Origin of the sequence: Aquabacter sediminis (assembly GCF_028863665.1) — a bacterium.
GTDB lineage: Bacteria > Pseudomonadota > Alphaproteobacteria > Rhizobiales > Xanthobacteraceae > L1I39.
The window spans coordinates 591,794-604,376 of record NZ_JARBFX010000001.1; the positions used below are offsets into that span (position 1 = coordinate 591,794).

Sequence of the window (12,583 nt, forward strand, 5' to 3'; positions counted from 1 at the left end):
GTCCGTCGAACTCCCGTCCAGAGAAGTTCGCACCCGTCCGAGATTTCCCTTCATTCATAGCGATATAGAATGCCACCTATCCGATAGTGTTCAGCGCTGTCCGCACCTATCCACGTTTTCAGGTGGGGTTGGCGATGGGGTTGGGCTATGGTGGCGGAGGGTGGGGTTGGGCCTTCCTGGAGGGGTATATGGCGCAGGCATTGAACAGGCTGACGGCTCGTACGGTGGCCAATCTGAAGGAGGCCGGCCGGTATGCTGACGGGGGAGGCCTGTATCTCCAGATCGGGCCGACCGGCACCAAGGCATGGCTCTTCATGTACAAGGTGGACGGCAAGCGGCGAGAAATGGGGCTGGGCAGCCTCGCCGATGTGAGCCTGTCGGAGGCCCGCCAGAAGGCGGCAGATGCCCGCCGCACGCTTGCTGAGGGACAGGACCCGCTCGGGGCAAAGCGGGCCGCTCAGGACGCGCGGAAGGCCCAGGAGGCCCACCCAACGTTCGGCGCGTTCGCCGACCAGATGCTCGCCAGCAAGGAGCACGGCTGGTCCAACGACAAGCACCGGGCGCAATGGCGCATGACCTTGTCGGTTGAGAAGGCGGAGGATGGAAGCTTCAAGAACAGCGGATATTGCCTGCCATTGCGCCAACTGCGCCTGGACCAGATCAGCACAGACGACGTGCTCGCCATTCTCCAGCCCATCTGGCTGGTGAAGAGCGAGACGGCCTCGCGGGTGCGTGGTCGCATCGAGGCTGTGCTGGATGCCGCCAAGGCGAGAGGGCTGCGCTCCGGGGAGAACCCCGCCCGATGGCGCGGCCACCTGGACACCCTCCTCCCCAAGCGCCCGAAGCTCCAACGCGGCCACCATGCCGCCCTGCCCTACGCTGAGACGCCGGCCTTCATGGCCGAGCTGCGCACGCGGGAGGCCTTGGCCGCCCGTGCGCTGGAGTTCTGCATCCTGACCGCTGCGAGATCTGGCGAGGTGTTAGGCGCCACCTGGGCCGAGATCGATCTGGACGCCAAGGTGTGGAGCGTACCGGCCCACCGAATGAAGGCAGGTCGAGACCACCGCGCGCCGCTTTCCGATGCTGCCATGACGATCTTGAAGGCCATAGCTCCCCTTCAACCGGAAGGCGATGGTTTGGCCTTCCTCTTCCCTGGCCAGCGCCCCAACCGCCCCTTGAGCGCCATGGCCATGGAGATGCTTCTGCGGCGTCAGGGCAAGGACATCACCGTCCACGGCTTTCGCTCCTCCTTTCGGGACTGGGCCGCGGAAGAGACGAGCTACCCACGGGAGGTGGCGGAGGCTGCACTTGCCCATGTGGTGGGGGATGCCACCGAACGGGCCTATCGGCGCGGTGACGCCCTGGAAAAGCGCCGCGCCCTCATGGAGGCTTGGGCCTCTTACTGCCTCTCAGGCGCCGTATAATGCACTGAAATATAACAATATTCATGATTTGTTCTCTTATATCTTTAAAGACACATAAGAACAAATAGTGAATATTTATATATTTCAATTAGTTAAGCGGGTTATCCATCGCCTCAGAGGGAGAGGAGGGTGGCGCTCGGAACGGGATGTGAGCCGGTGGGGTGGCAGGCTCCCAAATCGGCGGTCGGGGCTTCCTGATCTCCGATGCCGTGCCCAAAAATCCCAAAATCCCCGAAAATAAAAACTCACCTATATTCAATAGGTTGACCTTCGCATTTTCGGGGCATCTCCTGTTCCGAAAATGACCGGAGCGGTCCCCGAATTAAAATCCGGCACTCCCAGGCCCCGCTTGCCCCCTCCATCCCGCCCATCACTCGGCCACCGTGAGGGCTGGGATGCCACTCACATCCACGTCGCGCTCCGCGTACCACAGGTCATCGGCGGCCTGCATGCGCACCCATAGGCCAGCCCCGTTGCCGAACAACTTGCCCAGGCGGACGGCCACTGCTGGCGTGACCGGCTTCTTCTCGTCGAGGATGTCGTACAAGTGCTGACCCGAGATGCCGAGCAACGGGCGATCTCCGCCTTGGGGCGGCCGACCGATGGGAGGATGTCCTCGCGCAGCAGCGCACCGGGATGGGTCGGGCAGCGCTTGGGAGCGCGGGAGGTGGGATGCGCGTTTGACTGGGAGGTGGCAGGCTCATCGACTTGCCTGTCGCCCCGTCGGGAGCCTCGCCTATCTTTGACTGCCCTTTCAGCGACGTCCGCTTTGCGCGCCATCTCGGCCATTGATCTGTTAACCGCCGCGGCCCAAAAACGGAAATTAGCGAGCTGGGGCACGTCGGCACTGACGTGCTCCCCTGAAGTCTAGCCACGGATAAGTTTGGTCCTTCGATCAGGAGAAGGACCAGGGCGTCCCCCCCTGGCCGTGATCGGCCGCCATTCGGTCCTCGTGAGGACAGAGTCAGGCGCCGTTACGTTCGCGCTTTCCAATCATAGCGCCTGACATAATCGAGAAAGGCGCGCATGGCAGCGCTCGGGAGGCGGCGGCTCGGATAGTACAGGAACCAGTGCGGCAATGCCGCACTCCAGTCGAGGAGGAGCTCGACGAGCCCGCCGTTTTGGATATGGGGTTTGGCATAGTCATCAAAGACATGCGCGATCCCTCTGCCGGCCAGCGCTGCCTGCAACTCGTTATGCGGGGAGCTGACCAATAGACGGCCGGCAGGGGTGACTTCAATCTCGTCATGTCCATCGGAAAACCGCCATGTGACCAGTGTGCCGCCGGGAAATCTGCGCTTGATGCAGTCGTGGTCGACGAGATCTTGTGGTGTCTGTGGACGACCATGCCTTTCGATGTAATCCGGTGAGGCCACAATCGCATAGCGGAGGGCGGGGCCTAGCGGCAGCGCGATCATGTCCTGCGCCAGTTGATTGCCGAACCTAACGCCGGCATCGAAGCCCTGCTCCACAATGTCAATGACCGCCGCGTCGCTGATGATGTCGATGCTCACCTTGCGATAGGCCTCCATGAAATCGAACGCCAACGGGCAAAGAAAATGATCGACCGCCGGCGCCGGGGCATTGATCCGAAGCGTCCCGGACGGTGTGTCCCTCAACTCGTCGACTTCCGCGATTGCCAGCCTGATGTCACTCAACGCAGGGGCCAATCGTTCGAGGAGGCGCTGTCCGGCTTCCGTGGGCGACACGCTCCTCGTCGTGCGATTGAGGAGCCGGATCCCGAGTGTCTCTTCCAACGCGTTCATCGTTTGGCTCAAGGCCGATGAGGACACGCCGCGCTCGAGCGCCGCGGCGCGGAAGCCACCACAGCGGACGATCGAGACGAACACATCGAAGCTGTCGAGCCGGATCTGATTCATTGCAAAGCTGAGCTAATCAAGCTGATAGCGACTGCGCATCTTATCGGCTCAATGGGGTCATGTCATGGTTTCCGTAAGGGCAATCGACGCGCGCCGCTGGCCTGTTTCTTCTCGCCAGCTTCCCCGGCCCTGACGTTTGAATGAAGCACGTGCGTCCAACCGAAAGGGAAGACCGATGAATGCCTTCGCCCTGAACCGACGCGCCATCATGCTATCCGCCATCGCAGGTGCATCGAGCTTGGTCGTCCCTGTCATTGGCGGATCCGATGGCGCGAAGGCCCAAGCCGCCCCGGCGCTGAACGGCAATTCCGGCTCCTACCGCTTCCGCATCGGAGACATCCGGGCAACCGTCTTGAGCGACGGTGTCATCGGCGGCCCGCCGCGCATCTATGCGAGCGATGCGCCCGAGGCGGAGCTTCAGGAGGTGCTGCGCCGCGCATTTCTGCCCACGGACCACATGACGCTCAACCTCAACACGCTGCTGATCGAAACCGGCGGGCGGCGGATCCTGATCGAGGCGGGCGCGGGCAAGACCATGGGACCCAATGGCGGCCGCCTCTTCGAGAACCTAGCGGCTCTGGGGCTCGGACCCGCAGATATTGACATGATCGTCATCTCGCACACCCATCCCGATCATGTGGGCAATCTGAGAACGCCAGACGGCAACAAGGCCTTCCCTCGCGCCACGGTGTTCGTCCCCAAGGCGGACTGGGATTTCTTCGTCCGCGCCGACCCGGATCTTTCCTACATGCCGGTGCCGCAGGATTTCCGCGTTCGCTTTGCGGCCGCCATCAAGGCCAGCCTTGAGCCGGTGAAGAATGACCTCACGCTCTATGAAGCCGGCACCGAGATCGTGCCCGGGCTCACCTCGATTGTCGCATCCGGCCACACGCCGGGCATGGCGACGTTTCTCGTTCATTCCGGCAACGATCAGCTCCTGCTGACGGCTGACCTTGCCTATCACCCGGTGGTCAATGTGGACCGGCCCTGGGTTCCAGGCCCGGATCGCGACAAGGAAACCGCCCTTGCCTCCCGCCGGCGCATCTTCGACCGAGCGGCGACCGATGGCATCCCCGTGCTTGGCTTCCACTTTCCGTTCCCAGGTCTCGGGCGACTGCTCAAGACCGATGGCGCCTATGTCTGGGTCCCGGCCAACTGGCAGTTCTGACGCGCGGAATAGAGGAGGATCTCATGAACCACTCGACGATCAACCGGCGCGGCTTCTTCGGCGCGATGGGGGCGGCGGCAACGGGCCTCGGCCTTGCCACGCAGGCGGTGGCACAGCCCCAAGCGACGGCACAGACTCAAGGGGCAGCGGCGGCCGCGCCCACTTCCGGCGCCACCCCAGATGTGCACACCCGCACCTTGCCGCGTACCGGCGAGCGGCTCACGGCGCTGGGCCTTGGCACCTTCCTCACCTTCGACCTCAAGCCCGGCATGCGCCGTGACGCGCTCCGGCAGGTCTTCGAGCGCTATGTCGCCGCGGGCGGCCGCGTCGTCGACACCTCCCCGCTCTATGGCTCGGCCGAGGTCAGCATCGGCCAGTTCATGGGGGAGTATCAGGGATCGGGCGAGATGTTCCTCGCCAACAAGGTGTGGGCCACCGGGGAATATCTCGGTGATGAAAGCCATGCCGTGGAAAGCTTGCGGCAGTCCCGGCTGCGCACCTGGCGCGACACGATCAATCTCATGCAATGCCACAGCATCACCAATGCGCCGGTCATCATCCCGTTGATGAAAGCCTGGAAGCGGGAGGGGCTGATCCGCCACGTGGGTGTGACCCATCACGAGTCGGCGGCGCAGGACCAGTTGACGACCATCGTGGAACGCGAGGGCGTGGACTTCGTCCAGACCAACTATTCCATCTTCAACCGCACCGCCGAGCGCCGGCTGCTCCCTGCGGCGGCCGACAAGGGCGTCGGCGTCCTCATCAACCTGCCGCTCGAAAAGGCGCGCTTGATGAAGGTGGTCGAGGGACAGAAGCTGCCGGCCTTCGCGCAGGAATTCGGCGCCACCAGCTGGGCGCAGTTCTTCCTGAAATGGGTCATGGCGCACCCCGCCGTCACCACGGTGCTGTGCGGCACCTCCAATCCCGACCATATGAGCGACAATGTCCAAGCCCTGACCGGCCCGCTTCCCGACCCTCGCATGCGCGCCCGCATGGTCGCGCACATGGAGACAATCCCGGGCTTCGGGTCTATCGGCACAATGCCTTGGTATCCCGGCAAGGAGAACATGTATCCCGGCCTGATCCGGGAGGCTCAGGCCAATGCCATCCGGCGCCTCCAATAAGCCTCGGCTCCCATCCGGGCCAGTTGAAGGACAGAGGGCACCGCCTCGTGCGCGAGGCGGTGCCGGGCTCGGCGTGTCAGGGACTGCCCACGGCCGCGTCTTGGACACGCAGGTGCTTGCGCCGCTGAATGCGGTAGACGGCGGCCGGGGGCAGGTTTGCGAAAGTACCGCCCAAATAGGTGGCCTTGAGGCCCAGCCGGTCGAGCAACGTACGCGATACGGGACAGCGCGGGCCGTAGGTAAATTGATAGAACGCACCGTTGGCGCGCAGATGCATGAAGGCGCCTTCCAGGATCGAATAGACCGCGCGCGGCGACATGGACAAAAGCGGCAGGCCACTGATGACAGCTCCCGCGGGCCTGCCATCGAATAGCACCACATCGCGCACGCGTGCGGCGTTCATCCACAACGTTTTCGCACGCGGGAAATCGGCGTTCAGCTTCGCGGCAAATTCCGATCCGAATTCAATGAGCGCGAGATTCTCCTCGGCCACGCCCCGCGCCAGCAGAGCGCGGGTGAACACGCCCGTTCCGGGTCCCAGTTCGAGGATGGGCCCGGCTTCGGGCGAAACCTCCGACACGATCAAATCCGCCAGGGCTTGTCCGGATGGCGTCACGGACGCCACCCTGAGTGGTTCGGAGATCCAGGCACGAAAGAACTGGAGGGTCTCTGACGACTTGTTCAGCATGCTCGATCCTCCGCGAAGAGATGGCGCCAATGGAATTGCCCAAGTCGCATCCCTCAGCCCTCCGCAACACGCAGAGAGCCACTCGGCTGGGTGCGGAGAGGCGTTGCCGCCGCGGCGATGAAGTCGACGTTCGCCAGTTTTTCGGAGACGTCCCAAAGCCGGCGGGCAACGTTCAGCTCCAACGCGCTTGGCGGGATTGCCGCCTCGCACGGATGGCCGCGAGTCTCCGAGAGCCGGTCGGGACCGTAATATCCGCCGCCCCGCGCCGCCGGTGAGGTTGCCGCGAACAGTGTGGGCAGGGCGCCCTGCGCCGCCGGTTGGAAGAGAAACCACAGGATCGACCGAGAAAGTCCCTGGGCGCTGTATCGTCCTGGGGCGTTGTGCAGAAGGTCGGTTCGCGAAATGCCGGGATGGGCCGCAATGCTCGTCAGGCCCCAGCCGGCTTCGTCGCTGCGGCGCTGAAGTTCGAGCGCGAACATCAGACAGGCGAGCTTGGATTGCGCATAGACCGGCATCGGCTCATAGGCCTTTTGGGCCTGCAGATCGTCGAAATGGATCGCCGCATTCCTGCGCGCGGCGATGCTCGACAGCGTGACCACTCGCGGGTCTTGCCCATGCATGAGCAAAGGCATCAGATGGGCCGTCAGCGCGAAGTGGCCGAGATAGTTGGTTCCGAACTGCAATTCGAAGCCATCCGCTGTCGTCCTGCGCTGCGGCGGTGTCATGACCGCAGCGTTGTTGATCAATGTGTCGACCCGCTCCCGGCGCTCGCGCAACCGCTGCCCGAAGGCGGCCACAGAGGCTAAGCTTGCGAGATCAACGGGCTCGAAGCTGACATGGGCGCCGGGCACCGACTGCTTGATACGGGCGACGGCATCGCTTCCTTTGCGGGCATTTCGGCCGGCGATGATCACGTCGCCGCCGGCGCGCGAAAGCGCAAGCGCATCGTGAAACCCGAGGCCGCCAGTGCCTGTGACGACAATCGTCCTACCGTGCTGGGACGGCATATCCTTGGTGGTCCAATTGTTTGGCATGCGGAAGTTCTTTCCTGACCGTCAGGAGGAAGCTGCCTGGAGCGGCTGCAACACGGCTTCAATCAGCGCCGCCTCCCGCAAGGGGGCGGCCTTGTCCCGGTGGTCGGCATCCGCCACCATATGAGCGAACGCCTGGCGGCTGGGGTAGCGCACGAGCGCCACCGCGTCCCAGGTCTGCCCTTGCTCGGCCGAGAGAGCCGGGAGGCCATGGCCCACATAGACGAGCTGCGCCCCGAAGCGGGCTCCGATGGGCGTGGCGGCAGCGAGATAGTCGGCATATCGCTCCCGACCACCATCCTCATGGAACCGCAGGAGGTTCAGCATGACGACGGGTTGCCCGTCATCATCCGCCAGGAATTTCTCAAAGACATCTTCAATGAGCGAAAGCATACAGACCTCGGATCTGGGGGCATTGAGAGGTTCGGCCCGACGCGGATCTTCCGGCGGCCATCCTTGTTCGAAGGAGACCGGCAACGCGCAGGCGGACGACCTGAGATCCAAGCTAAATGGAGGGCCCAAGGATCAGAATGCCCGAACCTTCAGGAAATGTGCCTGATCCTGCAGATGGCGATGCCTGCAGGGGCCCACACCCGGTGCGTCCCTCCCAAAGCATGGCGAGGCAGCTACGCACTCTGCATCCTGCGGCCCACATATTCGCTGTAGAGGCGCTGCTGGTTCATCACGTCGCGCTTCGGCGCGACGCCGAACATCCGGGAATACTCGCGGCTGAACTGGGAGGCGCTTTCATAGCCCACCTGATAGGCTGCCTCGGTCACATTCGCGTCTTCCATCACCATCAGGCGCCGGGCCTCAAGGAGGCGCAGCTGCTTCTGAAACTGCAGCGGCGTCATCGAAGTCATGGCCTTGAAGTGCTGATGGAACGAGGAAAGGCTCATGCGCGCCACGTCCGCCAATTCCTCCATCCGCAGCGTCCGGGCCATATCCTCATGGATGAGATGGAGGGCCTTGCCGATCCGGGCGGCATTCGATTCCGGTTCAGCCAGCTTGCAGAGTTCGCCGCCATTCGGGCCGGTCAAAAGCCAGTAGCAGATCTCGCGCATGATGGAGGGGAACAGGATGGGGAAAGCCTTGGGCGTTTCACACATCCGCAGCAGGCGCAGAACGCACTCCGCCAAAGGATCGTCGACCTGCCGCACGAACAGGCATGGTCCGGAAACGGCGGGCACCGGGGGCACTTCGAGCTGCTCAAGCACGTCGCGGATCATCGCCACGTCCAGCTCCAGCATTAGGCCGGCATAGGGCGCATCCGGGCTTGCCTCGATGATGTGGCCGGTCGCCGGCAGCGTCATGCCGACAGCCAGACACTCCATCGCTCCGTAGCGAAGCGTGTCCTCCCCAACGATGATTTCCTTCGCCCCCTGGAGCACGACGCAAAGCGACGGCTTGTAGACCTGTCGCATCCGCATCCTCTCCTTGAAGGAGCGGACGATATTGAAGCTGCCGATGGGCGTCGGGAACACGCCCTGTCCCCCGCCCTGGCCCTCGATATAGGCGGTCACTGCCCCGAGAAGCGATGACGGCACACGCACCTCCGGCGGGTTGAGAGGCCAGCGCAGCACGCGACCGTTAAGAGGCAGCCTATCGGCGCCTGCAGGATCAGGCAAGTTTTTTGCGGCTTCCGGCATTCTGATCATCAGAAACTCCATCTAGCTTGAGATTGCGAACCAAGCGAGGAGTGCGTCAAACATGACAGAATCCGACGCGAGGTCAATAGAGATACAAAAAACATCACAAATCTCATCAGGTACTAAATGTCACGAATACGTGCACGGATGGCGTTATTTGGCGATCTGTGCGACTCTTATTCTGATCAATTCATTCTCCCAGATCGATAGAATACTCCCCTTCATTCTGGCCGAGTCCATCAAGGCCGACCTCGGATTGAGCGACACCCAGATGGGCTTGCTGACAGGGCTCGCCTTCGCGGTCTGCTATTCGCTCCTCTCCTTGCCTCTGGCCCGGGCGTCAGATCGCGGCTCTCCCCGCATCGTCCTCGTTTCGTGCATTCTACTCTGGAGCGCGATGACGGCGCTCGGGGGCTTTGCCGCAAGCTTCCTGCTGCTGGCGCTCGCGCGGTTTGGCGTCGCGTTCGGAGAAGCCGGCGCAGTGCCCGCCGGACACGCCCTGATCGCCCGCAAGATCCGGCCTGAGCGTCGCGGCCTGGCGATCGGACTTTTCGCTATGGGCATCCCGCTCGGCACTATGGTCGGTTTCGCGGCCGGGGGCGCAATTGGAGACACTTTGGGGTGGCGCACCGCGATGATCGGCGCCGGCGCCATCGGCGGTCTGGTGGGGCTGTTGGCCTTTCTCGTCCCGGGGCCGACCCCGACGCTTCAGCGCACCGCCGCCCATAGCGAACCGTTCCTGCGATCCTGCCGGCGATTGCTGGCCTCCCCGGCGTTTCGCTGGCTGTTCATCGCAGCAATCTGCGTCGGCTTCGCCGCAGCTCCCTTCTACGCCTTCTCCGCTCCGTTTCTCATCCGCACGCATGGCTTCAGCGCCAGCGAGGTGGGACTGGCCTTTGGTCTCCTGCAAGGCCTGATGGGCATTGTCGGCACGCTCCTGGGGGGACGCTGGTTCGACCGCGCGGTGAGCTCAGGCACCGGGAGAGTGCTCGGACCGCCCGCCATTCTCTTCCTGATGGCCAGCACGACCACGAGCGCGGCCTTGTTCGCACCGGTCGGCTGGTTGTCCGTCGCCCTGTTGGTGCCGGGGATGCTGTCCTTCTCGTTCATGCTGCCATGGGCTTTCGGCGCGGCCCATCTCGTGGCCGGCGAAGGCCGGCAGGCGCAGGCCTCCAGCCTCGTGATGATCGGCTCCGGGCTCCTTGGCCCCGCGCTCGGTCCTCTCATCGTCGGCATGGTCAGCGATGCGGTAACCGCGGCGCAGGCCCCCAATGGCCTTGGCTTCGGGCTGCTGGTTGTCCCGTGCGCGAGCCTCCTCACGGGTGGCGCCTTGCTGATCGCAAACGGGCGCATCGCGGCTTCGCTGCGACGGCACTGACGTCACCGGCTCGATCAGCCGCCGTTCGGCCCAGGCACGCCAATCGTTCGGAAGGCCGCGCCCCAACCACAGCCCCGTATGGAAAAAAGGATCATCGAATGTCCGATACCGACACCTCACGCCGCACCTTCCTGACCCTTGCGGCCGCCGCTCCCGCAACTCTCGCCATGGGCAGCACGGCTTCAGCCCAGTCGGGCGCTACCCGGCCAACCGCTCTGCCTGGCGCCGGCAAGGTGGCCGTCATCACTGGCTCGTCGCGGGGCATCGGCGCCGCGACCGCCAAGCGTCTGGCGCGCGAGGGCTTTGCCGTGACCGTGAACTACCTCACAAACCGAGATCTCGCCGCCCGTGTGGTGGCCGACATCGAGGCGGCCGGGGGGCGCGCCATTGTTCGGCAGGCCGACGTCGCCGATCCCGCAGCGGTCAAGGCCCTGTTCGACGCCAACGAGCGGGCTTTCGGGGGCGTGGACGTGGTGGTCAACAATGCTGGCATCATGAATGTCGGCCCCTTCGCCCAGATGACCGACGCGGCCTTCGATCGCATGATGGCCACCAATGTCAAAGGCAGCTTCAACGTCTTGCGCGAGGCAGCGCGACGCACCCGTGACGGCGGCCGCATCATCAGCCTGGCCTCGAGCATCATTAAGACGCCCCCACCTGCGACGGGTGCCTATGCGGCCACAAAAAGCGCCCAGGTGCTCTTTTCCAGCGTCCTTGCGAAGGAGTTGGCCGGCCGCAACATCTCGGTCAACGCCGTGGCGCCCGGTGCCGTGGACACGCAACTCCTCCGGCAGCACGGCGAGGAAGCACTTCGCGGAATTCCCGAACAGACGCCCCTCGGCCGCCTGGGCCGGCCGGATGACATCGCCGGCGTCATTGCCCTTCTGTGTTCGCAGGACGGGGCCTGGATCGACGCTCAAACGGTCTTCGCGAACGGTGGGCTGGGCTGACATACAAGCTTCAGCTGATGGCAAGCGGGTGCATCGCCGCGCCTCGGGACGCCAGTGACAAGCGGACTTGTGCCTCGGCGATAAAACGCAGGGGGCGGCTGAGGGAACTCTGAACCGCCCCTAGTTTCCTGGACGCCTTCTTCCCTAAATTTTGAGGCAAATACCTGACGAGGCCTGGGTGATCGACATCACCTATATCCGCACCCACAAGGGGTTCGCCGATCTGGCGGTCGTGATCGACCCCTTCTCCCGCCGCGTCGTCGGCTGCTCCATGCAGGCCCGGCAGACGACCAATGCTTCAGGCGCTGCTGGCCGCCGTCTGGCGACGCAAGCCGAAGGGGCGCGTTCTGGTGCATTCGCATCAGGGGAGCCGGTTCACCGCCATGGAGCGGGCTTCGTTCCTGAAACACCACGATCGGCAGCCCTCAATGAGCCGTCGTAGCAACTGCCATGACAACGCGGTGGCCGAGAGCTTCTTCAACCTGCTCAAGCGCGAACGCATCCGCCGCAAGGTCTACCGCACGCGCGGCGAGGCACGCGGGGACGTGTTCGATTACATCGAGATGTTCCACAACCCCACCCGCAAGCACGCACGTATCGGGACGCTGTCACTCATCGAGTTCGAACGAGAGCACAAAGCCAAAGCCGAGGGCGTCTAGAAATTTCGGGGCGGTTCAAAGCCCACGTGCTGTTTGACGGCATCCCCCCATCTGAAAGGCGGCGGACGCCCCGATTGGATATGAGGCGGCGGCACTCATCCAACCTGGGGGGACGCCCGCTTCGACACACGGAACACCGTGCCGCTCCGGCGCTGGGGCTGAGAGTGGATATTCGGCTTTCAGGTCGGCCGCGGAATGGCAGCCACAGCCAAGGCTGCAGCTAAAAGCCGACAGTCAGCAGACGGCCCCGGAGCCGCCTGTCAGCAAAGCGCCGCCCAGGCCGGCCACTGATCTGGTGACAACTGCGGCCTGAAAGCGGACACTCGCGAGATGGAGGGTAAGTCCCACGGCTACGGCTCGCTCGACGAGGCCCCGGCCATAGTGATGCGCTTCTGTGCATTCAGGGTGCGTTTCCTCGCCCAGTCCGCTCGTCGCAGCATGCGGCGCCTCCCCCAGCGGATGCGTTCGAGCGAACACTAGCCGCTGTAAGGTGAAAAAAGCGCTCTGCTCATCCTAAGCGATCTCTGGATTGAATGAGGAACAAGGCCCCCGCTGATACGGATTGCTGGCGCGTCGTCCATTGGCCAAACTGAGGCATTCGGCAAGGCCAAGCCGCCGAGGACATATCGGTG

At 63.8% G+C, this 12,583-nt stretch carries 10 protein-coding genes and 2 pseudogenes; 6 read left to right on the top strand and 6 right to left on the bottom strand.

Annotated features, from left to right (window positions below):
* Positions 1-188: 188 nt before the first annotated feature.
* Positions 189-1,424, top strand: a complete 1,236-nt coding sequence (locus PV781_RS02720; RefSeq protein WP_274774081.1) for a tyrosine-type recombinase/integrase — start codon at positions 189-191, stop codon at positions 1,422-1,424.
* 370 nt (positions 1,425-1,794) lie between these two features.
* On the opposite strand, the pseudogene PV781_RS02725 reads toward PV781_RS02720, so the two are convergent.
* Together PV781_RS02725 and PV781_RS02730 are read right to left on the bottom strand one after the other, a co-directional pair.
* Positions 1,795-2,051, bottom strand: a pseudogene (locus tag PV781_RS02725) (HigA family addiction module antitoxin).
* Positions 2,052-2,398: 347 nt separating this feature from the next.
* Positions 2,399-3,304 carry a LysR family transcriptional regulator gene (locus PV781_RS02730; protein ID WP_274774082.1) on the bottom strand — a complete coding sequence of 302 codons (906 nt, stop codon included), beginning with the start codon at positions 3,302-3,304 and terminating at the stop codon, positions 2,399-2,401.
* A gap of 175 nt (positions 3,305-3,479) precedes the next feature.
* On the opposite strand from PV781_RS02730, the gene PV781_RS02735 reads away from it, so the two are divergent.
* Positions 3,480-4,472 (top strand): MBL fold metallo-hydrolase, encoded by a 993-nt coding sequence (locus tag PV781_RS02735; RefSeq protein WP_274774083.1) that lies wholly within the window; start codon positions 3,480-3,482, stop codon positions 4,470-4,472.
* A 23-nt stretch (positions 4,473-4,495) separates the two neighbouring features.
* The gene (locus tag PV781_RS02740) at positions 4,496-5,596 is read left to right on the top strand and encodes an aldo/keto reductase (RefSeq protein ID WP_274774084.1); all 1,101 of its coding nucleotides are present in this window, start codon (positions 4,496-4,498) and stop codon (positions 5,594-5,596) included.
* A gap of 76 nt (positions 5,597-5,672) precedes the next feature.
* Here PV781_RS02740 and PV781_RS02745 read toward each other — a convergent pair whose 3' ends face one another.
* The 4 genes from PV781_RS02745 to PV781_RS02760 all read right to left on the bottom strand — a co-directional run bounded on the left by PV781_RS02745 (position 5,673) and on the right by PV781_RS02760 (position 8,862).
* The gene (locus tag PV781_RS02745) at positions 5,673-6,284 is read right to left on the bottom strand and encodes a class I SAM-dependent methyltransferase (RefSeq protein WP_274774085.1); all 612 of its coding nucleotides are present in this window, start codon (positions 6,282-6,284) and stop codon (positions 5,673-5,675) included.
* A gap of 53 nt (positions 6,285-6,337) precedes the next feature.
* Positions 6,338-7,318 carry an SDR family oxidoreductase gene (locus tag PV781_RS02750; protein WP_274774086.1) on the bottom strand — a complete coding sequence of 327 codons (981 nt, stop codon included), beginning with the start codon at positions 7,316-7,318 and terminating at the stop codon, positions 6,338-6,340.
* A gap of 21 nt (positions 7,319-7,339) precedes the next feature.
* A complete protein-coding gene (locus PV781_RS02755) occupies positions 7,340-7,708 on the bottom strand; it encodes a DUF1330 domain-containing protein (protein WP_274774087.1) in 369 nt (122 codons plus the stop codon).
* A gap of 233 nt (positions 7,709-7,941) precedes the next feature.
* Positions 7,942-8,862 (bottom strand): AraC family transcriptional regulator, encoded by a 921-nt coding sequence (locus tag PV781_RS02760; protein ID WP_274774159.1) that lies wholly within the window; start codon positions 8,860-8,862, stop codon positions 7,942-7,944.
* Positions 8,863-9,025: 163 nt separating this feature from the next.
* Between PV781_RS02760 and PV781_RS02765 the strand changes: the two genes are divergently transcribed.
* From PV781_RS02765 to PV781_RS02775, 3 genes and pseudogenes are all read left to right on the top strand, one after another.
* Positions 9,026-10,342: an MFS transporter gene (locus PV781_RS02765; RefSeq protein WP_274774088.1), complete on the top strand. Its 1,317-nt coding sequence runs from the start codon at positions 9,026-9,028 to the stop codon at positions 10,340-10,342.
* A 98-nt stretch (positions 10,343-10,440) separates the two neighbouring features.
* A complete protein-coding gene (locus PV781_RS02770; protein WP_274774089.1) occupies positions 10,441-11,292 on the top strand; it encodes an SDR family oxidoreductase in 852 nt (283 codons plus the stop codon).
* A 157-nt stretch (positions 11,293-11,449) separates the two neighbouring features.
* Positions 11,450-11,951: pseudogene (locus PV781_RS02775) on the top strand (IS3 family transposase); the annotation flags it as partial.
* Positions 11,952-12,583: the final 632 nt, after the last annotated feature.

What these genes read in the sequence shown, in the direction of transcription:
- PV781_RS02720 (WP_274774081.1), top strand. Translation starts at nt 189, where the DNA reads ATGGCGCAGGCATTGAACAGGCTGACGGCTCGTACGGTGGCCAATCTG.
- PV781_RS02730 (WP_274774082.1), bottom strand. Translation starts at nt 3,304, where the DNA reads ATGAATCAGATCCGGCTCGACAGCTTCGATGTGTTCGTCTCGATCGTC.
- PV781_RS02735 (WP_274774083.1), top strand. Translation starts at nt 3,480, where the DNA reads ATGAATGCCTTCGCCCTGAACCGACGCGCCATCATGCTATCCGCCATC.
- PV781_RS02740 (WP_274774084.1), top strand. Translation starts at nt 4,496, where the DNA reads ATGAACCACTCGACGATCAACCGGCGCGGCTTCTTCGGCGCGATGGGG.
- PV781_RS02745 (WP_274774085.1), bottom strand. Translation starts at nt 6,284, where the DNA reads ATGCTGAACAAGTCGTCAGAGACCCTCCAGTTCTTTCGTGCCTGGATC.
- PV781_RS02750 (WP_274774086.1), bottom strand. Translation starts at nt 7,318, where the DNA reads ATGCCAAACAATTGGACCACCAAGGATATGCCGTCCCAGCACGGTAGG.
- PV781_RS02755 (WP_274774087.1), bottom strand. Translation starts at nt 7,708, where the DNA reads ATGCTTTCGCTCATTGAAGATGTCTTTGAGAAATTCCTGGCGGATGAT.
- PV781_RS02765 (WP_274774088.1), top strand. Translation starts at nt 9,026, where the DNA reads ATGACAGAATCCGACGCGAGGTCAATAGAGATACAAAAAACATCACAA.
- PV781_RS02770 (WP_274774089.1), top strand. Translation starts at nt 10,441, where the DNA reads ATGTCCGATACCGACACCTCACGCCGCACCTTCCTGACCCTTGCGGCC.